This is a genomic window from Tautonia sp. JC769 (assembly GCF_040717455.1).
Classification (GTDB): Bacteria; Planctomycetota; Planctomycetia; order Isosphaerales; family Isosphaeraceae; genus Tautonia.
On sequence record NZ_JBFEFH010000010.1, the window covers coordinates 109,429 to 132,049 of the forward strand.

17 protein-coding genes are annotated in these 22,621 nt (G+C 70.9%); 12 read left to right on the top strand and 5 right to left on the bottom strand.

Translation table 11 applies throughout. From position 1 onward, the window contains the following. Positions 1–106 precede the first annotated feature (106 nt). Together AB1L88_RS12380 and AB1L88_RS12385 are read left to right on the top strand one after the other, a co-directional pair. Positions 107–943, top strand: coding sequence for a thymidylate synthase (locus AB1L88_RS12380; RefSeq protein ID WP_367096973.1), 837 nt, complete (start codon positions 107–109; stop codon positions 941–943). Continuing rightward, the gene (locus tag AB1L88_RS12385) at positions 940–1,452 is read left to right on the top strand and encodes a dihydrofolate reductase (RefSeq protein ID WP_367096974.1); all 513 of its coding nucleotides are present in this window, start codon (positions 940–942) and stop codon (positions 1,450–1,452) included. The genes AB1L88_RS12380 and AB1L88_RS12385 overlap by 4 nt, the downstream gene beginning before the upstream one ends. Positions 1,453–1,480: 28 nt before the next feature. Here the strand turns inward: AB1L88_RS12385 and AB1L88_RS12390 are convergent, their stop codons facing one another. The 3 genes from AB1L88_RS12390 to AB1L88_RS12400 all read right to left on the bottom strand — a co-directional run bounded on the left by AB1L88_RS12390 (position 1,481) and on the right by AB1L88_RS12400 (position 6,028). Then, entirely contained in the window at positions 1,481–3,106 is a 1,626-nt protein-coding gene (locus tag AB1L88_RS12390; RefSeq protein WP_367096975.1) for a hypothetical protein, read from the bottom strand. Positions 3,107–3,352: 246 nt separating this feature from the next. Further along, a complete protein-coding gene (locus AB1L88_RS12395; protein WP_367096976.1) occupies positions 3,353–3,961 on the bottom strand; it encodes a metallophosphoesterase family protein in 609 nt (202 codons plus the stop codon). A 39-nt stretch (positions 3,962–4,000) separates the two neighbouring features. After that, a complete protein-coding gene (locus tag AB1L88_RS12400; RefSeq protein ID WP_367096977.1) occupies positions 4,001–6,028 on the bottom strand; it encodes an ATP-dependent helicase in 2,028 nt (675 codons plus the stop codon). 308 nt (positions 6,029–6,336) lie between these two features. Here AB1L88_RS12400 and AB1L88_RS12405 point away from each other — a divergent pair, with 308 nt between their 5' ends. The 4 genes from AB1L88_RS12405 (at position 6,337) to AB1L88_RS12420 (ending at position 10,999) form a co-directional block, all read left to right on the top strand. Beyond that, complete coding sequence (locus tag AB1L88_RS12405) at positions 6,337–7,104, top strand: creatininase family protein (protein ID WP_367096978.1); 768 nt, start codon at positions 6,337–6,339, stop codon at positions 7,102–7,104. Between the two features lie 289 nt (positions 7,105–7,393). Beyond that, on the top strand, positions 7,394–8,335 hold the full coding sequence (locus AB1L88_RS12410) for a copper-binding protein (protein WP_367096979.1): 942 nt from the start codon (positions 7,394–7,396) through the stop codon (positions 8,333–8,335). A gap of 657 nt (positions 8,336–8,992) precedes the next feature. Next, positions 8,993–9,343, top strand: coding sequence for a metalloregulator ArsR/SmtB family transcription factor (locus AB1L88_RS12415; RefSeq protein ID WP_152053928.1), 351 nt, complete (start codon positions 8,993–8,995; stop codon positions 9,341–9,343). A 324-nt stretch (positions 9,344–9,667) separates the two neighbouring features. Further along, on the top strand, positions 9,668–10,999 hold the full coding sequence (locus AB1L88_RS12420; RefSeq protein WP_367096980.1) for an FHA domain-containing protein: 1,332 nt from the start codon (positions 9,668–9,670) through the stop codon (positions 10,997–10,999). A gap of 148 nt (positions 11,000–11,147) precedes the next feature. On the opposite strand, the gene AB1L88_RS12425 is transcribed toward AB1L88_RS12420, so the two are convergent. Together AB1L88_RS12425 and AB1L88_RS12430 are read right to left on the bottom strand one after the other, a co-directional pair. Further along, on the bottom strand, positions 11,148–12,665 hold the full coding sequence (locus AB1L88_RS12425) for a c-type cytochrome domain-containing protein (protein ID WP_367097057.1): 1,518 nt from the start codon (positions 12,663–12,665) through the stop codon (positions 11,148–11,150). A 2-nt stretch (positions 12,666–12,667) separates the two neighbouring features. Further along, positions 12,668–15,028: a hypothetical protein gene (locus tag AB1L88_RS12430; RefSeq protein ID WP_367096981.1), complete on the bottom strand. Its 2,361-nt coding sequence runs from the start codon at positions 15,026–15,028 to the stop codon at positions 12,668–12,670. Positions 15,029–15,478: 450 nt separating this feature from the next. On the opposite strand from AB1L88_RS12430, the gene AB1L88_RS12435 reads away from it, so the two are divergent. The 6 genes from AB1L88_RS12435 to AB1L88_RS12460 all read left to right on the top strand — a co-directional run bounded on the left by AB1L88_RS12435 (position 15,479) and on the right by AB1L88_RS12460 (position 22,615). Then, a complete protein-coding gene (locus tag AB1L88_RS12435; protein ID WP_367096982.1) occupies positions 15,479–16,759 on the top strand; it encodes a hypothetical protein in 1,281 nt (426 codons plus the stop codon). A gap of 70 nt (positions 16,760–16,829) precedes the next feature. Further along, entirely contained in the window at positions 16,830–17,918 is a 1,089-nt protein-coding gene (locus AB1L88_RS12440; RefSeq protein ID WP_367096983.1) for an ABC transporter ATP-binding protein, read from the top strand. Continuing rightward, on the top strand, positions 17,915–19,303 hold the full coding sequence (locus AB1L88_RS12445; RefSeq protein ID WP_367096984.1) for an ABC transporter permease: 1,389 nt from the start codon (positions 17,915–17,917) through the stop codon (positions 19,301–19,303). The genes AB1L88_RS12440 and AB1L88_RS12445 overlap by 4 nt, the downstream gene beginning before the upstream one ends. Positions 19,304–19,759: 456 nt before the next feature. Beyond that, a complete protein-coding gene (locus AB1L88_RS12450; protein WP_367096985.1) occupies positions 19,760–20,494 on the top strand; it encodes a hypothetical protein in 735 nt (244 codons plus the stop codon). 171 nt (positions 20,495–20,665) lie between these two features. Continuing rightward, positions 20,666–21,013 (top strand): hypothetical protein, encoded by a 348-nt coding sequence (locus tag AB1L88_RS12455; protein ID WP_367096986.1) that lies wholly within the window; start codon positions 20,666–20,668, stop codon positions 21,011–21,013. 237 nt (positions 21,014–21,250) lie between these two features. Then, entirely contained in the window at positions 21,251–22,615 is a 1,365-nt protein-coding gene (locus AB1L88_RS12460) for an acyltransferase (RefSeq protein WP_367096987.1), read from the top strand. Positions 22,616–22,621: the final 6 nt, after the last annotated feature.

Here is a 22,621-nt window from a genome sequence, read left to right on the forward strand (position 1 = left end):
TCTCATCCCGGCCTCGCCCATCCCACCGATCGGACCGATCGAAGACCGTGGGTCCGTGCCCGATCGACGCGGTTGGCCAAGGTCCCGGAGCCCCTCGGAGTCGGCGATGGAAGCGGCGTACCTGGAACTGCTCCGAGACGTCCGGCGGCACGGCGTCCGGAAACCGACCCGGGCGGTCTTGCCCTCGACCGGGAAGAAGATCGACGCCCTGAGCGTCTTCGGCTGCCAGGCCCGGTACGACCTCCGCGCAGGCTTCCCCGCCGTCACGACCAAGCGGCTCGCCTTCGGCCCGGTCGTGCACGAGCTGATCTGGTTCCTCAAGGGGTCGTCGAACATCGCCTACTTGAAGGAACACGGCGTCACCATCTGGGACGAATGGGCCGACGCCGACGGGGAACTCGGCCCGGTCTACGGCCGCCAGTGGCGCTCGTGGCAAGGCCCGGACGGCCGGACGATCGACCAGATCGCCGGCCTCGTCCGAGGGATCGAGCGCCTCAAACTCGACCCGACCGACTCGGTCGGCCGCCGCCTGATCGTCTCCGCCTGGAACCCGAGCGACATCGACGACATGGCCCTGCCCCCGTGCCACACCCTCTTCCAGTTCTGGCTGACCGAGGGCACGCTCTCGTGCCAGCTCTACCAGCGGTCGGCCGACCTGTTCCTCGGCGTCCCGTTCAACATCGCCAGTTATGCGCTCCTGACACTGCTGGTCGCGCACGTCACGAGGGTCGAGCCGGGCGAGTTCGTCCACACGATCGGCGATGCTCACATTTACACGAACCATCTGGAACAGGTCGACGAGCAGCTCTCTCGGGCACCCTTCCCGCCCCCTCGGGTCCGGATCGACCCCTCGGTGACGAGCCTCGATGACCTCCGGCGCGACCAGGTCGAACTGGTCGACTACCGCCACCACCCGACGCTCCGGGGAGAGGTGGCCGTATGAGGTGCGCCCTGGTCGTCGCCTCCAGCCCCGAGGGGGTCATCGGCCGCGACGGGGCCATCCCCTGGCACCTGCCGACGGACCTGAAGCGGTTCCGGGCGATCACCTGGGGCCATCCGATCCTGATGGGTCGGCGCACGTATGAATCGATCGGCCGCCCCTTGCCGGGCCGCCTGAATCTCGTCATCTCGGAGACGCTCAGGCCCCTGGCCAACGGCTGCGTCGTGGCCCGATCGCCGGGCGAGGCGCTGGCGATCGCCCGGGCCTCCGGGGCCGACGAGGCCATGATCGTCGGCGGCGAGGCGCTCTATCGCCGGTTCCTGCCCGAGTGCGACGTGCTGCATCTGACCGTCGTCGAAGGCTCGTTCGACGGCGACGCCCGGTTCCCGATCGAGGCCGTCCGCCCCGACGACTGGATCGTCGAACACCGCGAATCGTGGCCGAGCGACGATCGGCACGCCTTCGCGCATCGCTACGAGCGCCTTCGACGCATTCGACGACCACGCGATTAAACCGAGGGCAGCGGCCCCGTTCCCCGGCTCACGACCGATCCAGCCGGGCCCGGGCCACCGCCGGGCGTGGGTCGACCCCGCGCCGAAGCCCTTCCTGGGCGGCGGCGAGGCTCCGCGAGGTCAAGGCCGCGGTGAACGGGTGGGCGGGCACCACGTGTTGCGGGTCGGAGAGCTGCTCGGCCAGGGCCAGGGCCGACCGGGCCAGCTCGGCCGCCCCGGCGGCCCGCCAGAACCAACCCATCCAGACCAGCATGCGCCGATACAGTTCGAGCTGATCGCGTAAGCCGTGCTCGAAGAGGTAGCGGTAGGCCCCGGCGTCTCGATCGGGGTCGGGCGGCGCCCCTCCCCAGCGGAGCAAAAGCTCCTCGGCCAGTTCGAAGGTCAGCGGAGAGGCGTCGATCCAGCCCGGGCACGCCTCGAACACCTCGGCCACGCGGCCGGGCATCTCCTCGAACGGCGGGGCCTGAAGGACCGCATCATCCTCGGCGACCGGCAGGCCGGCGAAGGGCCTCGGGCGCAGGTTGGGGCCGATCGTCCGCTCCAGCCAGTAGCGCAGCGCCGGGGTCGTCTCGGGGCCGCAGAGCAGCAAGGCCCCGGCGAGCAGGCCGACGGCCAGCTCGTGATGCCCCTCCACCACGTCGCAATCGGGCCGGGCGCGCAGCTCGGCCAGCAACGACTCGGCCGGTTCCTGATCGCCGAGGGCCGCGATCCGGCCGACGGCCTCGCGAACCCCTCCGATCACGTCGCAGGCGAAGGCCACGGCCACCCGACGCCCCCGGTCCGGCTCCTCGGCCACCAGGGCAATCTGCCCCTGGCCCCGCCCGTTCAGCCCCGTCACCAGGCTGGCCGCGATCGTCGGCCGCGACCGAACGGCGGGGACGCCTCGCGTCGGCCCGCTCTGGCCCCCGAGCCATCCCTCGGCCCGCGCGGCAACCCCCGGGTCGGGATGATGGGCGGCCAGATCCCGCCAGACCCACGCATGAGGAACCCCCTCCTCGTCCGACTCCCCGCTGAGCTGCGCGGCCGACTCCAGCGCCTCGATCGCCGATCGCCGGAGGCTCGGTTCGTGAGCGTAGGAAAGCAGGCGGAGCACCTCGGCCGTCCCCGGCCCGATCGCGCCGCCGCTGCCCAGCTCGGCCACGATCTCGGCCCGGACCTCCGGCTCGATCTCGGCCAAGCCCTGCAAGGCGAACCAGACGTCCTCCGGCTCCTCCTCGATCTGATCGATCAGGCCCTCCAGGCTCGCATCGTCGTCGTCGAAGGCTTCGATCAGTTCTTCCCGCAGGGCGAACAGGTCGGGTCGGGCCTCGATCCGGCCGGTCCCCTCCAGCACCTCGATCGCCCGGAACAGGTGATCGACCGCCAGATCCGGCTGATCGAGCAGGGCATCGGCCAGGGCATCATACAGGTCGGGGTCGCCCATCGCCTCGACAAGTCGCAGGGCCACCGCCCCCCGTCGGCCGGCCAGATCCGCCACCGCCCGGCGGACCGCGCCGACCAGTTCCTCGTCCGAGACCGCGTCGAGCGCCGGGTGGTCGAGCAGCTCCGCCGGACTCTCGCCATCGGCCATGCCGGCCAGCGTGTCGAGCGCCCGATCGGCGTCTGACGACGATCCGGGACCGACGGATTCGGGGCCGATCGGCGGCGGGGTCATCGGATTGGTCCTCATCCGTCATCGAGGGAATGGAAGCATGTGCCGGGTGGGGGAATGGCATCGAGGCTATCTTACGATCCCCGCCCGCATCTTTCCATCACACCCAATCTCCCCTCAAGCCCCCCCGCCTCGCTGCCCAGAAACAACACGGGAAGTCTCAGGCAGAGGAGCTGAGCAATCGGCGAAGCCAAAGCGACGGGTACCTCCCCGGCCTCGAACCTCCTGAATAGGCCCGATCGCCCGGAGTCAATCGAGCCGGATGGGGGTGAGTACGTCCTCACCTGCATCGTAGAGCCCGCACCAGCCATCGGCGACCGCGTGAACGACCACCACGCATCGTCGATCGGCCGGCAGGGCGAGCGGCCCGAGCCCCTCCCACGGCAACGGCCCTTCGGGGGTCATCGCCCTCCAGCAATGCCGATGCCCCGCGAATGCCCGGCGCTGGGGAAAGGCCGCGAAGTCGGCCGCCAGCTGTTCCGAGGTCGGCGGCCACACGCCAGGCAGCCAGAGGTCGAGTAACTCCTCCGGATTCCCACGCGGTTCGACGTGCTGCACGAGCACCTCGCCCTCGACCCACCGGGGAGTCAGGGTCGCCATGTACGCGATGACCTCGGGACCATAGCGGGCTCTCATCTCCTCGTCGGGGTCGACGCAAAGCCCGTAATCGTGATTGCCCCAGACCCCGGGCACCCTCGCCCCCCGGAGCAAGGCCACGGTTTCCGGGAGCCGATGCCCCATCTCGAAGACATCGCCCAGCATCACCAGCCGATCGGCCCCGGCCTCCCGGAGCCGATCGAGGGCCTGCCGCAATCGATCCACGTCCTCGTGGATGTCCGCAATCAGCCCCAGCTTCATGGCATGTTCCCATCCTGATCCGTCCCGGACGCCCCCGCCCTACAGCCGGGGCCCCTCGGTCCAGGCCAGGTCATTCTCGCTCTCGATGTCGGCCACCTCGTAGAGATCGGGGTCGACCTCGGTGATGAACCGGCTCGGGGTGGTGAGGATGCTCCCCTGCCCCGGCCTCGACACCATCAACGGGTAGACGAGCCAGAGTTCGTCCATGGCCCGGGTGACGGCGACGTAGAAAACCCGGCGCTCCTCGTCCTCGCCCCCCGGCTCGGCCAGGCTCCGGTCGCCGGGGAAGCCGTGCTCGACCAGCCGGGGGACGATCACCCGAGACCACTCCAGCCCCTTCGCCTGGTGGATCGTGCTCAGGACCAGTTGCTCTCCCGGGTCGTCGTGGTCCTCGCCGAGCGAATCCATCCCGTAGACGTCCCCGGCCAGCAGCATATCCGCGATGAACTTGTCCAGGTGGTCGTACCGGGCCGCCAGCACCGAGAGCTGCTCGACGTCGGCCAGGCGCTGATCGTGATTCTCGTAACGCCCCTTCGCCACCGCCGGATAGCCCCCCTGGAGCACCGCGAGGATCGCCGCCGAGGGGTTCGCCTCGGGCTCGGCCTTGCGGATCGCCCGCAGGTCGGCCACGAAGGCGGCGAATTCGCCCCGCGTCTTGGCCGGCACCAGGGCCATCGTCTCGGGGGTCTCCAGGGTCGCCAGCGGATTCTCGGACGCCATCAGGCGAGCCCGGATCGCCGCCGACTTCGCCGGGCCGATCCCCGGCAAGAGCGGCAGCAACCGCGCCCAGGCCGGCTCATCCTTCGGGTTCGACTGCACCCGGAGGTACGCCAGCACGTCCTTGATGTGCGCCTGCTCGAAGAACCGGACCCCGCTCCGCACCGTGTACGGGATGCCCCGCTGCGACAGCTCCCCCTGCACCAGGATCGAGTCGTGATGGTTCCGGTACAGGATCGCGATCCGAGACAGCTCGATCCCCTGGTCTCGCCATTCGAGCACCTGCTGACAGATCAGCTCGGCTTCCTCGTAGGCATCGGCCGTGCCCACGACCAGCGGTTTCGGCCCCCCCGGCCGGTGCGACACGAGCGTCTTCGGGAAGCCCGAGCGGTTCTGCGCGATCGAGGCATTGGTGAAGGCGACGATCTCGGGCGTCGATCGGTAGTTCGTCTCCAGGCGGAAGACGCGGGCCTCGGGGTTCCGCTCGGGGAACTTGAGGATGTTGTCGTAATGGGCGCCGCGGAACTTGTAGATCGACTGCGCGTCGTCCCCCACGGCGGTCAGGTTGCCGGCCCCGGCCCGGGCGATCGCCTCGACCAGCTCCACCTGCACGAGGTTCGTGTCCTGCATCTCATCCACGAGTACGTGGCGGAACGACCGGCCCAGGGCGGCGCGCTGCTCCTCGTGATCGTTCAGCAAACTCCACCAGAGGCCGAGCAGGTCGTCGTAATCCATGCAATTCGTCGACCGCTTCCGACGCGCATACGCCTGCGCGGCGGCCTCGACCTGCTCGGTGAGCTGGAACCAGTCGGGGAAGCGCTCGGCCACCAGCTCGGCCAGCGGGCGGCGGGTGTTGAAGGCGAAGCTGATCAGGTGCTGCACGGCGGCCGGTTTGGGCGCGAAGCGACCCGAGCCGACCAGGCCGGCATCCTCCATCGCCAGCTTGATCAGGTCGCGCTGGTCCTCGCCGTCGAGGATCGTGAAGTTCGGGTCGTAACCGACCACCCGCGCCGCTTTCCTTAAAATGCGGTTGCCGATGTGATGAAACGTCCCCGCCCAGACCTTCACCGCCTTCGGCCCGATCAGCCCTTCGAGCCGGGCCACCATCTCCCGGGCCGCCCTCCGGGTGAACGTCACCAGCAGGATCGACTCCGCGGGCACCCCCCGGGCGATCAGGTACGCCACCCGGTAGGTGATCACCCGCGTCTTGCCCGACCCCGGCCCGGCCAGGATCAGGTTGTAGCCGTCCGGGGCCATCGCCGCGGCCCGCTGCTGCTCGTTCAGTTCCCGTTCGAGGCTCGCCCGGAGTCGATCGCTGCCCGGCTTTTGTAAGCGGATTTTTCGGGTCATGAAGATACCTCGATCGGTGCCGACTCCGGCGGCGTCCCGGCCCCCCACTCGCCCCTGGCATCGCCTCGTGCGACCCGTTTCGAGGGCCGGGCACCGGTCGTCGCACGATCGATTGTAGGGACTCGACGCGCAAAATGGGACAGGCGCGCCTGGCGATCCCCGGGCTCCCCGCCCGGCCGACCCCCGCCATCCTGCATCGCGGCCCGATCCACCTTACAATGGACCGCCGGTCCCACCAGGCCCGACGGCCGATCCCTCCGCCGCGATCGGCCCCCCGCCCTCTCCCCCAACCGGAGATCAATGCCCCCATGACCCGCTGGAACCTGGCCGAACTGAATTACCAGGACATCAAGGACGGGCCCCCGTTCGAGGTCGCCGTCCTGCCGCTCGGCGCGACCGAGCCGCACAACCTGCACCTGCCCTACGGCACCGACACGTTCCAGGTCGAGGTCATCGGCCGCCTCGCCTGCCGCCGCGCCGCCGATCAAGGCGCGCGGGTCGCCCTGCTCCCGGCCCTGCCCTACGGGACCGAGACCAACCAGATGCACTTCCCGATGGCCATGAACCTCAACCCGTCCACCCTGGCCCGGGTCGTCGGCGACCTGGTCGACTCGCTGGCGACGCACGGCGTGCGCAAGTGCGTCCTGCTCAACGGCCACGGCGGCAACGATTTGAAGTGGTATTTGCGCGAATCGTTCGGGAAGTCGCCGGTCCACCTGTTCCTCTGCAACTGGTATCAGGTCGCCGCCGATCGCTACGGCGAGATCTTCGAAGACGCCGGCGATCATGCCGGGGAACTCGAGACCAGCATGGGGCTGGCCCACTTCCCCGACCTCGTCCACCTGGACCAGGCCGACGACGGCGCGATGGCCGCCACCCGGTTCGAGGCCGTCAACCGCGGCTGGGTCGGCATCACCCGCCCGTGGCACCTGCTGACCACCAACACCGGCGCCGGCAACCCCCATCCCGCCACCGCCGAGAAGGGCAAGGCCGTCACCGAGATCGTCGTCGATCGCCTCGCCGGATTCCTCGCCGAACTCTCGGCAGCCCCGATCGATGGGCAATTCCCCTACTGAAGCGCCCCGGAACCCCCCCTCCTTTTCCCCGAGCGTCCCGCGGGATCGCGAGGGGCGGCAGAGGGGGGATCGCTCGCCCGGCCGGATCCCCTCGCCATTGCCCACAACCAGCCATGCACCGAACCCCTCGCGCGGCCGGGGCGCCGCGATCGCCGTCGCGTGGGCGACATCGCATCATCACAGATGAACACAGCTCGGAGTCCCCTCGAACCTGGATTCTCGGCCCCCGGATCGATTACGCTGAATCCGTGTCTGTGTGGAATCCACGCCTCGACGAGCCTCGCCCGACATGCCCCGCCCCCTGCTTGCCCCGATCGCGTCGCGCCTCCTGGCCCTCGCCTGCCTGCCCGCCGCCGTCGGCTGCGGGAAACCGGCCCCCGAAGCGGCCCCTCGGACCCAGACCACGGCCCCTCGGACGAAAACGTTCGAGTTTGAGGGCGTGGTTCGGGCCGTCGATGCCGACCAGGGGGTCGTGGGCATCGCGCACGAGGATATCCCCGGTCTGATGCCGCCGATGCTCATGGACTTCCGCCTGGAAGACCGGACGCTCCTGGACGACGTGATCGCCGACGACGAGGTCCGCGGCCTGCTCGAAGTCGATTACGACGCGCAGGGCGAGATCACCCGGCTCGAACTCGTCGACCTGGTCGTCACCCGCCCCGCCCCCCCGCGCCCCCCCGGCGGCGAACCGCTCGCCCCCGCGTCGCCGCCCCCCACGCTCGAGCCCGGCCAGGTCGTGCCCGACCTGGTCGTGACGACCCAGCGGGGAGAGCGCCTCAGCCTCTCCGACCTGGAGGGGAATGTGGTCGTCTTGACGTTTATTTTTACCCGATGCCCTCAGCCCGAGTTCTGCCCGCTGCTCGATCGGAAGTTCGGCGAGCTGGCGAGGCGGATCGCCCGGTCCCCCGACCGGGCCGATCGGGTGCGGCTGCTCTCCGTCAGCTTCGACCCGGAATACGACACGCCCGAGGTCCTGGCCGGGCACGCCCGAAGGGTCGGGGCCGAGCCCCCCCTCTGGACCTTCGCCGTGGCCGAGCACGAGGCGCTCCGGGCGGTCGCCGCCCCGCTGGGCCTGACCTACGCCCCCATGACCGACCAGATCGTGCACAGCCTGAGCACCGCGATCATCGCCCCCGACGGCACCCTCGCCCGCCTCGAACTCGGCAACGCCTGGACCCCCGAGGAGCTGTATGGCCACGTCCGTCAGGTGCTCGACGCCGAGCACCCGTGAGCCTCCCGCCCCTCCCCTCCCCTGCCCGCCAGCCCGGCCATCCCGCCATCCTTGCGCCCGCGACGGGCCCCGCGGCACGCATGCGCCAATGACCCGCCATGCGCTTATTCTGGCTTGCCCCCACGCCATCGCGGGCGTCCGGCCGTCGCGACCCTCGTGAACATTTCGGCACGCGACGGGCCCCCTCTGACGCGCAAACGAACAGGATGCGCCGGGGATCGATGATTCCATCTTACATAACATATGAAACGTTTCATCGACGCCGCGGTCACGGGGCCCGCCCCCCGCGAGTATGGCTAAAAATCCTCGCAAACCCGCAATTCTCAAATCGTTTCGGGTAACGCCTTGCAAAACAAGCACGAGTCGATATACTCCTGCCAACAGCGCGTGGCGATGGCCGCCGAGAACGCGCCGCCCTCACACCTTCGACCCTGACCCGACACGCCGGCCCCGTCGAGGGCACCACCCTCGGCGACTCCCAGCCTCACCGAGAGGTTGTTCGAAGTGTGATCTGATGTTGTTTCTTGACGAACGGGTGATATAATCGTCAATGTACGTACCTCGTTTGTGAGAATCGCCTCGTTCGTTCACCACCACTCGGCTCTGCATGCGTTTTCCGGCGACGGCAGAGTCCATCTCCCCTGGAGGATCCTCACCATGGCCGCGACCAAGACGGCGACCCGGCCCGCAACCCGGTCCGCAACGGCTTCGAAGAAGAGCCAGAAGGAAGCCGATCTGCGGGCGCAGCAGGCCCGCCGCGCATCGGTGCTGCTCAAGCACGTCAGCGACCCGACCCGGCTCCAGGTCATCCTGATCCTGTCCGAAGGGGAGCGCCACGTCGGCGCCCTCTGCGAGCAGCTCAGCCAGAGCCAGCCGGCCGTGAGCCACCACCTCGCCCTGCTCCGCCACGGCGGCATCATCGCCCCGCGCCGCCAGGGCAAGAACAACTTCTACAGCCTCACCGAGACGGGCGAATCCCTCGCCACGGTCGTCAAAGGCCTGATCTGAGCTGACCTAAACCGGCCTGCCCCGGGCGGATCCGACCCGCCCGCCCGCGATCCCGGCCCGCCCGGCTCGGAGTGGCTGATCCCCTCCGAGCCGGCCCCCGATCTCCGACTCCCCGCGAGCAGTCGTCCCCTCTGCCCGCCCTGCCCCATCCCCCCGCCATCTCCCCCCGTCTTCCGGGCGATCGCGCCGCCGAAGCCTCGCCCGCGGCCTTACAATTCGGAAATTCCGCCGGTTCTCGGCCTATTGCCCAAGACGCAAGCCAGGCCGATGTGAGAGAATGGCGCGGGTTTCCTCCGGTCGTCTGTGGATCCGAGGCGCGACACCGTGACGCAACGAGGTCTTGATCGCTTCTGGGAGGCCATCGGGTCGGCCCCCCCCTTCCGTCTCCTGGTCTGGCATCGGAGCCGGCACGGACCGATCGAGCATTGCCTGCCCCGCCCCTTCGCGCTCATCGGCCGGACCTCGCCGGCCGACCTGGTCCTCGACCATCCCCAGATCAGCCGCCGACACGCCTTCGTGCAGGTCATCGGCCGTCGAGCCTACTGCCTCGACCTGGGGAGCCGCTCCGCGCTCGCCTGGAACGGGCGGCCCCGGCGGTCGGGATGGATCGAGCCGGGACAGTTCGTCGAGATCGGCCCCTTCCGCATCGGCCTGCCCGTCCCCGCGACCGCCAGCCCGCGTCCGGGCCCGACAGACGCCCCCCTTCCCTCCCCCTCGCCCGACCTCCGCGTCCTGCTCGAGCCGAGCGGGCAGGGAAGCCCCGCGCATCGCCCCGTCGTCATCGACCGCGTCTTCACCCTCATCGGCCGGGCCCCCGAGTGCGACCTCAGGCTCAGCGACCTGAGCATCTCTCGCTATCATTGCCTGCTGATCCGACTCGGCCGCGAGCTCTGGGTCGTCGACCTGCTCGGCCGAGGCGGGGTGGAGGTCGACTCCCGCCCCGTCCCCTGGGCGATCCTGGACGACGCCTCCTCGCTCCGCCTCGGCCGCGACCTCTTCACCGTCCGGCTGGTCCCCTCCTCCCCCCGTTCCCCCGCCGACCGGCTGGGCCTGCCCTACACTCCCCCCAATCCCTCCGATCGCCCCGGCCTCGCCGGGAATCCCGCGGCGGGGCCCGTCGATCTCCCGGCCCTGATCGAGCGGCCGTCCCTCCCCGCGCCGATGAACTTCTCCCCTCCCGTGGCCCTCGAAGACCCCCAGCAGGCCGAGCTGAGCCGCCTGGCCGAGTCGATGATCGCCCCCGTGATCGACCAGTTCACCGCGATGCAGCAGCATCTGTTCGATCAATATCATCAGTCGATGATGGAGATGATGGCCGTCTTCGCGCGGCTCCATCACGAGCAACAGGGGCTGGTCGATCGCGAGTTGCGGAAGATTCGCCGCCTGACGCGAGAGGTCCGCGCCCTGCGCCGAGAGCTGGACCAGCATCGCGAAACCGCCGCCGCCGCCCCGCAACACACGCCCCCCCAATCCCCCGGCAGCCACGAACCGATCACCCCTGCCCGGCGAGGCGAGCCCTCAGGGACCCCCGAAGACTACCGAGCGGCCCAGGCCCGGATCATCGCCCGCATGACCGAGCTGCAGCAGGAGCGCCAGGGGCGCTGGCAGCGCCTGCTCGGGCGCCTGGGATCGGGCAGCGTGGAGCAGGACCGCTGACCCCCCTCCTGGTCGCGGTCCATCCCGACACGGCACACGCCCGTCCCCAGAATCGAATCACGCCCCGCCCCGGATCGCGCGGCCATTGCCGGCTCCGGGGCGGGGCGTCTTGAAACTGCTCAGGGCCGCGCGGGCGGGATCGTGGCGCTCAGTCGGCGTCGGCCTGCGCGGCGACGGCCTCACCCTGGTGGCCGGGGACGGCGACGATCGTGGTCCGAAGGGTCCCATCCTCGGTATTCCAGACCTTCACGTCTCCATCCCAGCTCCCCGAGGCCAGCGACGAGCCATCGGGCGAAACCGCCAGGCGATAGACCCAGTCATCGTGCCCTTGCAAGGTCTGCAAGACCGCGCCGTCGGCCGGGTTGTACACGCGGACGGTCGCATCGGAGCCTGCCGCGGCCAGCTTCTGCCCGTCGGCATACAGGACCAGGTCGAAGACCGGGCCGCCGAACCCGCCGAAGTCGCGGACCTGCTTGGCGTCCTCGTCCGGGTTCCAGAGGCGGACCCGCTTGTCGCCTCCGCCGCTCATCACCATCGTGCCGTCGGCCGCGAAGGCGACGGTATAGACCGGCTCGCCGTGGCCGGGGAAGGTGACGAGCGACTCGTACGCCTCGGCGTCGAACAGCTTGCTCGTCTTGTCCCGGCTGGCGGTGGCCAGGCGCTTGCCGTCGGGGCTGAAGGCGATGTCGAGCACCCAGTCGGCGTGATCCTCGACCTCGGCCAGGCGCTCGCCCGACGCGACGTCGAAGACCCGGATCGCCCGGTCGGCCCCGCCGAAGGCCACCCGAGCCCCGTCGGGGCTGAAGTCGACGCAGAAGACCGCGTCGTCCGACTCGACCAGGAGCCTCGGATCGCTCAGCGTGCCGTCCTCGCCGACGGCCCAGAGCGTCGCCTCGCCCGACTGCCCGGGGCTCCCCGAGGCGGCGGCCAGGTGCTTCCCGTCGGGGCTGAAGGCCACGTCGTACACCCGCTCGGCCACCCCCCGGCTCCGGTTGGCCAGCGAGGCATCGGCAAGGGCATAGGTGTTCAGTTCGTGATAGCCGGAGGTCATCACGGCATCACCCGCCGGGGTGAACGTCAGGGCCGTGATCGGCATCGGGTACGGGTAGGCGTCGGGGATGACGACTTCCCGGGCCTTGCTGACCAGGGCGACCCAGTCGGCCTCCGGATCCTCGCCGTCGTACTCGGCCCCCTCGGCGACCCATCGCTCGATGATCATCCGCTTTTCTTCGGCGATCGGCTCCCCGTCCCAGGGCATCAGGGGGACGCCGTCGGGGCGGATCAGCTCGACGAAGTAACTCAGGTCCGGGTCGCCCGGTTCCAGCATGATCCCCTCGCCCATCGCCCCGCCCTTGGCCAGGGAGGCGAAGGTCGTCAGGTCGTACCGGCTCTCGGCCTTCTTCGGGTTGTGGCAGCCGACGCAGCTTTCGACCAGGATCGGGGCCACGTCCTTCAGGAAGCTGACGCGAGGCGTCTCGGCGGCCTCGCCCTCGGCCGGAACTGGCGCCTCCGGTTGTACGGGCTCGTCCTGGGCTCGGGCCGAGGGAGGCGCGACCATCGCCGAGGCGAGGGCCATCGCGCCGATCAGGTGCAGTCGGATCAACAAGGCGTCGTCCTCCGGGCGATTGGTCCAACGATTCGCATGGAAACGGCTCAAAATGTTCATGCTCACGACCCCTCTCCCGCCGCCACCACGGTCACGGCCAGGGGGCTGGTCAAGGGCGGAGCGTCCGCGTCTCCCACCTTGAAGGCGGCCGAGGCCCGGGCGTTCCCCATCCCGGCCGCCGCGTCGGCCGCGGCCGACAGCTTCAGGGTAAATGTGGTCGCGTCGCCGGCCACCGTCACCGGATCGGCGGTGACTCCGGCGGGCAGGTCGGCCAGCGAGATGGTCACCTCCTGGGTGAACGGGGCCTTGCGGGTCAACGTGCCCGCCACCTCGACCGACTCCCCCGCCTTGATCTCGACGGCGGGCACCGCCAGGCCCAGTTCACCCGGCGGCACCACGTTGACCGTCACGGCCGGGACGGCGAACACCCGGTCCACGTCGGCCACCTTCCCCTTGGCGTTGAAGGCGATCATCGCCGGGCCGATCGGGGCGTCGGGAGCGGCATTGACGGTAATCGCCCCCGAGGTCGCCCCCTCGGCCAGCGTCGCGTTCGGCGCGGTGATCCCGGTCGGGCCGGGCAGGGCCTCGACCTCCAGGGCCGCGTTCACCCCCTCGTCGCGGGCGACGGTCAAGGGGACCTCGGCCCCGAACCCCCGGGCGACCTCGATCGGCTCGGCCGGCGACCCCACCGTGATCGGCGTCGGCAAGGCGTGGGCGACGGCCAGCCCCTGCTGCGGCCGGACGTTGGTCGGGAACCCGCCGAGCGAGGCGAACGTCACCATCGTGTCGGCCGGGACCTCGACCGGGCCGCCCGGCCCCTCGGCCGTCCCGACCACGCGGAGCATGACCGACGGGATCTCGACCTCGGCACCGGCGAGCAACGTGATCACCCCGTTCGCCTGCCCGGCCGGCACGACCCCCGATCGCACCGTCACCCCTTCGGGCACGTTCGAGATCGCCAGCGTCACCGGGCCGTCGAACCCCCGCCGCACGACATTCACGAGCACGTTCGCCGCCCCCCCCCGGGGGACGCTCACCTGCGCCGCCCGCAGCTCGACCTCGAATTTCGGCTCGACCGGCTCGACGATCAGGCGATACGGGTGGCCGACCCCTCCCCGGCTGCTCAGATCCCGCACCACCAGGGTCACCTCGGTCACCCCTTCCGGCGCGTCGAACTCGGCCGAGGGGTCGGGGGCGTTCATCGACGGGGCGTTCGGCTGCCCCTTGCCGGTCAGCTCGATGGTCGTGTCGTCCCCCTGGGCGATCTGATTCCCGTCCGGCCCGAGCACCCGCAAGACGCCGTCGATGGCCGACCCCAGCAGGGCCGCCTCGACCCGGGCCCGGTACTTCGTCCCCGGCCGGACGACGACCACGTAGCGGTCCTCGTCCCCTTCCAGCTCCAACCGGCCGTTGACCACGACCGGGGGAGCCACCCGCATGGGGGCGGCGTCCGGGTCGCTCGGCTCGCGCAATTCGGGCAAGCGGCCGACGACCAGGGGGGCCGGGATCTCCACGTCGAACGGCCCGTCCAGCCCGACCATCGCGGCCGGGATCCGGGGGCGGACGCTCATGTCTCCTTCGGGCAGATCGAGCGACACCGCGGCAATCGCCGGCTCGGCCAGGGTCCCCCCGCGAAGCTCCAGGCCGACCGTCTCGCCCCGCCTCCCGCCGAGCGGGAACAGCTCGTCCGCCACCGGCACGGCGCCGATCAGCAGGCGATACGACGCCCGGTTCGACCCCCGGAACTGCGAGTCGGACAGCTCGACCAGGTAATCCCCGTCCTCGGGCAGCTCGACGACCAGCCTCGCATCGGTCAGGAGGCCGGGCGAGTCGTCGTCGGAGGCCACATAACTGCCCGAGGCCGTCGTCAGCCGGACGGTCGGATCAAGACCCGAGCCGATCCGGGCGGCCCGGGCGTCGATGACGATCCGGTCCCCCTTGCGGCCGGGGAACCGGATGATATCCACATCATTCCCATCGGCCTTGCCGTCGACCACCGTCGGCACGGCGACGGCCTGCGCCTGCTCGATCGTGTTGTTCGGCTCCTGCTCGGCCACCTGCGGCAACTGGCCGACCGAGATCAGGAACGGGTTCGAGATGCCGTCGTCCGTCCGGACCCGGACCGGATAGGCCCCCACCGGCGTGTCGGCCGGCACGGTCAGGCGGAGCCGCCAGTTGGCCGCGTCGGACGCCTGCCCCTCGGGGGCGGCCACCACCTCGGCCTCGAACGGCGCGACCAGCCGGGGATTCCCTTGCAGGTTCCCCCCCGCGATCGTCACCAGGCCGGCGACCCCGCGCTGCAATCCCGCGGGGACGATGTCGGTGATCGACGGCGCATCGGCCGAGGCCGGGGTCGTCGCCATCCCGATTGCAAGGGCCGCCGCCAGCATCGGCGGGGCGAGGGCCATCGAGGGGCGGATCATGGCGGGCCTCCTTGGGAGATCGTCGCGGGGCGTGAGTCGGGCGAGGCAGGTCGAAATCGCATCGGCGGGAGCGTCCCGATCGCCGCCTCCTTCGGCCGTCCGCGATCGATCCGCTGGGACTGACCACCGTCTCACGGTGTTCAATCCTTGTCAAGCGTGCAGACGACCCTCGCCCCGAGGGATCTCCTCCCGATGGGCCGATGCCCCTCGACACGCCCCGTCCCCTGCGAACTCCACCGCGTCCGCCCCCTGCGTCCTGCCGGAGAACTCGTGTTGTGGCTTTTTCCCAACAAGACTAAAGTGCCCTGCCTCCCGCCCCCGGGTCGCCCGGCCTCGATTCCGAGGCCGTCCGCGGCCCGACCGGTTCGAGCTTTGAGGAACCGGGCCACGGTCGCCCCCTTTGTTTTTCCCTGTGGCGGCATGCGTCGTTCGAAGGTCTGGAGCGAACTCATGCGTGTTTGGCCCTTGATCGCCGCGCTCTCTCTGGCTGCAACCGGGTGCGCGGGACTCGATCTGTCCGGGTTCGACGACGAACACCTGGCCCGCCTCGCCGAGAACTCCGCGGGGCGTGCCCCCGCCTCTCATCCCATCGGGCAAGCCGCCCCGGACCCGACACCCCAGCCCGCCGGATCCGCCGACCCGGTCGAGCCCTCCCCCCGGCTCTTCTCCCCGCTGCCGCCCCCCGAGCCGGTCGCGCCGCTGCCGCCCCCCGAGCCCCCTCGCCCCATCGAGCCGGCGACGCCCGCCGGGCCTTCTCCCCTCATCGAAGTGCCCAGGCCCGCCGCCAATCCCCGGCCGATCGCTCCCCCCAGGCCGACCGAACCTGCCGAGCCGATCCCGTCTCCCGAACCGGCCGAGCCGATCCCGTCTCCCGGGCCGGCCGAGCCGATCCCGTCTCCCGAACCGGCCGAGCCGATCCCGTCTCCCGAGCCGGCCGCACCGATCGCGCCTCCCGGGCCGGCCGACACCGACCAGGCCGCGACCCCGGCCGGACCGCTCGAACCCCGTCCGGCCGAGGAACCGCCGGCCGATCCCGAGCCGGCCGATCCCGAGCCGGCCGATCCCGCTCCCCAGCCCCCGGCCACAATCCTCGCCTCACAGGCGACCCCCATCGCCCCCGCCGAGCCGCGCGAGCTGGCCCTCTTCGATCAGGTCGCCGGCGAGGTGGAAGCCATCGCCCGGGCCGACGCCCCCACGCCCCTCGCCCCCCCCGAGCCGGCCGAGCCGCAAGGGACGGTCATCGCCACCGTCGGCCCGCACGCGATCACCCTCCCCGAGCTGACCGAGGCCATCAAGGACCGGATCGCCCGCCTCCCCGGCCGCAAGCGGCCGACCCGCCGCCTGGTCATCAGCATGGTCCAGGCGGAGATGGAGGCGCGCATCCTCGAATCACTCGTCCTGCAGCAGGCCCGCGTCCTCCTCGACGCGCCGGGCGAGCTGGACGACCTCCGCGACGCGATCGCCCGCCAGTGGTCGACCGCCGAGCTGCCCCGCATCCTCGACCGCGAAGGCTTCCCCAGTGCCGAGGCCTTCGACGCCCGCCTGCGGGGCGAGGGCCAGTGCCTCGACGACCTCCGGTCCGCCTACACCACCCGCACCCTCGCCCGCGAACTGATGCGCCGCGAGGGCCGGACCGACCCGAACATCGACGCCTACCTCAACGACCTGCGCTCGCGGTTCCCGATCCAGTCCGACCTGGCCCAGGCCCGCCGGGCGCTGGCCCGCAACTGACGCCCTCCCCTGGTATTCTCCCCAGGCTCGACTCTCTCCGATCGCCCTTGCCCGAGGAACGGATTCCACGATGGCAGGATCGACCGCCGGCCCCGCCCCCGACCTGAGCGACATCCTCCGCCGACGGCCCAGCGGCCCGTCGCGGCGGCCGGCCCCGGCCCCCTCCCCGTCGGCCCTCGCCGACCCCCGCCCGCCCTCCCCGCCGCCGCGCCGAGCCGCCCGGCCGGTCCTCGAAGCCTGCGACCTCATCAAGCGCTTCGGCCCGATCACGGCCGTCGACGGCGTCTCCTTCCACGTCGATCGGGGCGAGGCCGTCGCCCTGCTCGGCCCCAACGGCGCGGGCAAGACGACCACCATCTCCATGATCTCCGGCCTGCTCCGCCCCGACGAGGGCTGCGTCCGCTTCAACGGCCAGCCGATCCGGGGCGAGACCGACCCGATCAAGCGCACCCTCGGCCTCGTCCCCCAGGAACTGGCCCTGGTCGAGGAACTCTCGGCCCGCGAGAACCTCCGCTTCTTCGGGGCGCTCCAGGGGCTCGGCGGCACGCGGCTCCGGCAGGCGATGGCCGACGGCCTCGAACTGGTCGGCCTGGCCGATCGGGCCGGCTCCCTCGTGCGGACCTACAGCGGCGGCATGAAGCGGCGGCTCAACCTGGCCGTCGCCCTCCTGCACGACCCCCAGGTCATCCTCCTCGACGAGCCGACCGTCGGCGTCGACCCCCAGAGCCGCAACGCCATCTTCGAGGGGCTGGAACGGCTCAAGGCCCGGGGGAAGGCCCTCATCTATACAACGCACTACATGGAGGAGGCCGAGCGGCTCTGCGACCGCATCGTCATCGTCGACCGCGGCCGGGTGATCGCCGACGGCCGGGTCAAGGACCTCTCCGCCCTGCTCGACCGCCACGCCCGGCTCCGCATCGAGCTGAGCAACCCCGGCCCGGGCGACTGGCTCGACCGCCTCGCCGACCTCCCCGGCGTCGTCCAGGCCCGGCTGGAAGACCACGAGCTGATCCTTGATGTGAACGACCTGAAGATCTCCGCCGCGATCCTGCAAACCCTCGACGCCCTCGGCCTGGTCGTGACCCACCTCGAAAGCGACCGGGCCGACCTCTCGACCATCTTCCTCAGCCTGACCGGGAGGGCGCTGCGCGACTCATGAACGCCCGACCGCTCCTGGCCCTGGTCGTGAAGGATCTCCGCGTCTTCGCGGCCGACCGCTACGCCCTGACCCTCTCGTTCGTCGCCCCGATCGCCCTGGCCAGCTTCATGGCCCTCATCTTCGGCGGCGCCGGCTCCTCGCCGCAGAGCAAGATCGCCATCCGGGTGACCGACGAGGACGACTCCCCCATCTCCCGCCGGATCGTCCTCGGCGCCCAGGACGACCCGGCCCTCGACGCCATCGAGAGCCCCCTCGACGCCTCCCGCGAGGCCGTCCGCAAGGGGGACGCGGCCCTCTCGGTCGTCATCCCCAGGGGCTTCGGCGAGGCCTCGGCCGACGCCCTCTACGGCGACGCCGCCCCCCCGGCGCTCGTCTTCCTGCACGACCCGATGAGCCAGTCCGAGATCAACCTCGCCCGCGGCCTCCTCACGCGCGTCGTCCTCGAAGCCGTCACCGCCGAGGCCATGCCCGACGGCGGCAATGACGACCTGCTCGATCTCCTCGACGACGAACTGATCGCATCGGACGCCCCCGCGACCGACGAGGCCCTCGAACGCGCCGAGTTCCTCTCCCTCTTCCCCGGCCAGGACGATTGGTGGCAATCCCCCGACCCCGAGGCCGAGGCCGCCCGCCTCGAACTGGTCGACGCCTTCCCCGCGCTGGCCGATTGGTTCGAATCCGAGCCGGTCGCGTTCGAGCCGGTCGAGGAGTCTCGCCAGGGATTGACCCTCCCCTTCAAGACCGAGGAGACGTCGATCGCCCCCCGAGGCGCCGCCGGCGAGCAGGCGGCCCTGGCCGCCCATGCGTTCGCGGGCATGGTCGTGCAGTTCGTCCTCTTCTCGGCCGTCGAGTGGGGCGTCGTCCTGCTCCAGGAACGCCGGCGTGGCATGTGGAAACGCCTGCGGGCGGCCCCGATCTCCCGATCGACCTTGATGCTGAGCAAGGTGCTCAGTTGTGCCATCGTCTCGCTCGTCATCACCCTGGTCGTCTTCACCGCCGGGGCCTTGCTGTTCGGCTACCGCCTGGAAGGGGACGTGCTCGGCTTCGTCGCCCTGGCGGTGGCCTTCGCGGTCATGGCCTCGGCCTTCGGCCTGACGGTCGCCACGCTCGGCCGGTCGCCCCAGGGGGCACGCTCGGTCGCCTTGCTCGGCGTCCTGGTGATGGTCATGCTCGGCGGCTGCTGGATCCCGAGCTTCCTCTTCCCGGAGTGGATCCAGGCGTTCACCCCCGCCATCCCGACCCGATGGGCCATCGACGGCTTCGACGGCGTCTTCACCCGCGGCTTCTCCTTCGGCGAGACCCTCCCGATGATCTCCGCGCTCGGCTTCTTCGGCCTCGGCTTCGCCGGCTGGGCCCTGCTCGCCTTCCGCTGGAACGAGCCGTGACCGCGTTCCCTCCCCCTCCGCCCGTCACCATCCGACCGAGGTCGATTCCCGGCCGCATGTCGAGGTCGTCGTCCCCCCGAACGGCCTCCTTCCACCCTCGCCCGGTCGAGGGCCGACCTTCCGTCCCCCTCGCCCCGCTCGCGGGGAGAGGGCCGGGGTGAGGGGTCCCCGGCCGGATCACAATGCCTGGCCGACGCGGGAAACCGCTCTATCCGAACCGGATCAACTGTGGTAGAGATGCCCCTTCATCTCGCGGGTGGCGCCCGTCGGCCGCCTTCCGGCCGACACTGTGAACTGACGAACACATCTCGATCCGCCCCGGACTCGCCCCCGTTCCCCATCCTTTGGGACGCGGCAGAGCCGGCCGCGATCGTTCCCCGAATCGACCGGCCCGAACCGACCGCCCCCGGTCGCCCCGGGCCGACGCCTCGCACCCCCTCAAAGGAGGCCCGAGCGATGGACCGCCGCCGACGCCGCTTCGTCCCCGGTTCCGAGGGCCTGGAACGCCGCCAGTTGCTCAGCACGGTCGAGGTGGTCAACGCCGCCGCGCCGGTCGTCTCGACCGCCGAGGCCGGCCAGGCCGCCAACCGCCCCCAGGGCCCCCGCGCCCGGGCCGAGGCGCAGGCCCTCGCCCAGGAGCAGGCGATGCAGGAATCGCGCGAGGAGGTGATCCAGATGCGCCTGCAACGCATCGAACGCCTGCCGAACTTCCTGCAATTGCTCGACCCGAACCGCGAGCTGCCCACCGAGGCCATCGCCGCGATCCAGGTCGAGCTGGTCGGCCTCGTCGGGCAGCTCCGCCCCCCCGCCGAGCCGATCGCCGAGGGGTTCATCGACCAGCTCCGCAACGCGATCGCGCAAAGCTCGGTCAAGCCGGAGACGGTCGCGTCGATGAACTACGCCACCAACCGCCTGCTCGCCTCGGCCGGCGCGTCGGAGCGGACGATCACCGTCATCACCGACGGCCTGACCGCCCTGGCCCGGTCGGCCTCCGGCTCGAACCGCCCGGTCCCGGTCATGACCAACGACTATGCCCTGGTCGTCCAGACGGCCATGGGGGTCGGCCGGCCGATCTCGCGGGCCGAGCTGCTCGGGCTGCAATCGCCGCTCGCGCCGGGTGTCCCACAGTCGGCCGCGCTCCGGCCGTCCGGCCCCCCCATCGGCGGGGCCGCCGGCAACAGCCTGATCTGACCGGGCCGGGACGCCCCCCCGGGGGGCGTGCCCCTCGCCTTCGGCACAGCGATTGCTCACTTGCTCTCTCCAGTGGTTCACAGTCGGATTAGAGAGAGAGAGAGAGAGACAGGACCGGCGATCGGGCCGCTCGCCCCGAGCGGCCCGAGGCCATCCTCAAAGGAGAGCAGCATGTTCATTCGATCGAAATTCGCGCCCCTGGCCGCCTTCTCCGCCCTCATCCCCCTGGTGATCGCCGGTTGCGAGGGCTCCGACGCCGAACGCGCCGTCGAGAACGTCGCCGGCGTCGAGGAAGGGTCCGCCACCCGCACGGCCGACATCGACGAGAAGACCTACAAGGTCGAGGAAGTCAAGCGCATCCGAGATGCCGAGACCGGCGAGCTCGTGGGCGAGGAAGTCAGCACCACCGACGTCACCGTCCAGGAAGAGGTCACGGTGCGTCGCGAGGTCGAGGTCGACGAAGGGGCGACCAGCACCGAGACCGAGGGCTACGTGCCCGACGCCCTGAGCGACCAGTAATCACTCACCCCCGAAGGGGCATGGCGGGCCGCCCTCGCTCCGCGTGTTCGGGCCCGCCCCCCCTTTCCCGCCTTCAATCGGTCCCCGGGCAAGACCTCCCGCCCCGATCGACGCGCCGAGGCCTCGCGCCCCCGCTCGCCGCCTCGACCGCGACGACACCCGGTTCCCCGGCCTCCGAAAATCCGATAGGCTCGCAATCGGTCCCGCACCGCCCACGACCGGCCGGAAGGAGACGCGATGGCGATGCCGAGCAGCCCCGACCGCCAGGGGCCTCGCCCCCGGGAGGCGACCCCTCCCGGCTCCGAGGCCGGCTGGGCCGCCCGACGCGTCTACTTCCCCGAGTTGGATGGCCTCCGGGCGCTGGCCATCGCCCTCGTCTACGTCTTCCACGACCGCAGCCTCGACCTGCTCGGGCTGATCGCGCGGACCGTCGGCCTGATCGTCTCGATCACGCTGGATCTCCCGCTGCAATGGCTCGGCCTGGGCTCGGTCGGCTTCCGCGTCCCGTCGCTCGTCGGCACCCTGCGCGACAACGGCTGGATCGGCGTCCAGCTCTTCTTCGTGCTCAGCGGATACCTCATCGCCACCCTCCTGCTCCGCGAGCAAGAGCGCCACGGCCGGGTCGATCTCCGCGCCTTCTGGATCCGCCGCATCCTCCGGATCTGGCCCCTGTATTACCTGCTCGTCCTCATCTGCTGGGGCCTGATGCCCCTGGTCCGGACCTGGGTCGGGCTCGGCCCCCGCATGTGGAGCCCCGAGGCCCTGGCGCAGCTCCCCTCCTTCCTGCTCTTCCTGGGCAACTGGTCGATGGGGTTCCAGGGTCCGGTGCCGGCGGATTCGGCCGGGGTCCTCTGGAGCATCTGCGTCGAGGAGCAATTCTACCTGGTCGTCCCCCTGCTGATCGCCTGGCTCGGGCCGAGGAGCCGCGGGCTGACGGTGCTCGGGCTGATGCTCGCGGCCATCGTCGCCCGATACGCCCTGGCCACGTCGGAGGCCAATCCCCTCCTGCTCCGCTTCAACACCATTGTTCATCTCGATACGCTGCTCGCCGGGGTCGCGCTCGCCCTCGTCTCGCACCGCCTCCCGCACCTCGGCCGGGCCGGGCCCTGGATCGGACGCGCCGTGGTGGTGCTCGGCGTCGTCGTCCTGCTGACGGTCCCCCTGGCCCGGGGAGGCCCCCGGAGCCAGGCGTTGGATTACATTTTGATCTGGGCCTGGGCCGTCGCGCTGGTCGCCTGGGCCGCCTCGGCCCGCGACCCCTGGACGGCCATCCTGCGCCGGCCGACGCTCGTCCGGCTCGGCAGGATCAGCTTCGGACTCTACCTGTTCCACGAGATCGCGCTGGGGATCGCCGGATGGCTCGGGTTCGCCCTGAGATCGGTCCCCGACGTCGGCGCCCTGATGGCCCTGGCCGCCCCGGCCCTGACCGTCGGCCTTGCCACCCTCTCCTATTACGCCCTCGAACGCCCCTTCCTCCGCCTGAAAGACCGCTGGACCCGCGTCCCCTCCCGGCCGATCGACCCGCCGAAACCGCCACACCCGACACGCACCCCGGGAGACGACACGGAAACGGGAGAAACCCCGCGTCTCCCGGACAACTGAATCTTC

Excerpts from the sequence above, each read along its gene's own strand:
- AB1L88_RS12445 (WP_367096984.1), top strand. The coding sequence starts at position 17,915 with ATGAACGCCCGACCGCTCCTGGCCCTGGTCGTGAAGGATCTCCGCGTC.
- AB1L88_RS12410 (WP_367096979.1), top strand. The coding sequence starts at position 7,394 with ATGCCCCGCCCCCTGCTTGCCCCGATCGCGTCGCGCCTCCTGGCCCTC.
- AB1L88_RS12400 (WP_367096977.1), bottom strand. The coding sequence starts at position 6,028 with ATGACCCGAAAAATCCGCTTACAAAAGCCGGGCAGCGATCGACTCCGG.
- AB1L88_RS12450 (WP_367096985.1), top strand. The coding sequence starts at position 19,760 with ATGGACCGCCGCCGACGCCGCTTCGTCCCCGGTTCCGAGGGCCTGGAA.
- AB1L88_RS12460 (WP_367096987.1), top strand. The coding sequence starts at position 21,251 with ATGGCGATGCCGAGCAGCCCCGACCGCCAGGGGCCTCGCCCCCGGGAG.
- AB1L88_RS12455 (WP_367096986.1), top strand. The coding sequence starts at position 20,666 with ATGTTCATTCGATCGAAATTCGCGCCCCTGGCCGCCTTCTCCGCCCTC.
- AB1L88_RS12415 (WP_152053928.1), top strand. The coding sequence starts at position 8,993 with ATGGCCGCGACCAAGACGGCGACCCGGCCCGCAACCCGGTCCGCAACG.
- AB1L88_RS12405 (WP_367096978.1), top strand. The coding sequence starts at position 6,337 with ATGACCCGCTGGAACCTGGCCGAACTGAATTACCAGGACATCAAGGAC.
- AB1L88_RS12380 (WP_367096973.1), top strand. The coding sequence starts at position 107 with ATGGAAGCGGCGTACCTGGAACTGCTCCGAGACGTCCGGCGGCACGGC.
- AB1L88_RS12425 (WP_367097057.1), bottom strand. The coding sequence starts at position 12,665 with ATGAACATTTTGAGCCGTTTCCATGCGAATCGTTGGACCAATCGCCCG.
- AB1L88_RS12435 (WP_367096982.1), top strand. The coding sequence starts at position 15,479 with ATGCGTGTTTGGCCCTTGATCGCCGCGCTCTCTCTGGCTGCAACCGGG.
- AB1L88_RS12390 (WP_367096975.1), bottom strand. The coding sequence starts at position 3,106 with ATGACCCCGCCGCCGATCGGCCCCGAATCCGTCGGTCCCGGATCGTCG.
- AB1L88_RS12440 (WP_367096983.1), top strand. The coding sequence starts at position 16,830 with ATGGCAGGATCGACCGCCGGCCCCGCCCCCGACCTGAGCGACATCCTC.
- AB1L88_RS12395 (WP_367096976.1), bottom strand. The coding sequence starts at position 3,961 with ATGAAGCTGGGGCTGATTGCGGACATCCACGAGGACGTGGATCGATTG.
- AB1L88_RS12430 (WP_367096981.1), bottom strand. The coding sequence starts at position 15,028 with ATGATCCGCCCCTCGATGGCCCTCGCCCCGCCGATGCTGGCGGCGGCC.
- AB1L88_RS12385 (WP_367096974.1), top strand. The coding sequence starts at position 940 with ATGAGGTGCGCCCTGGTCGTCGCCTCCAGCCCCGAGGGGGTCATCGGC.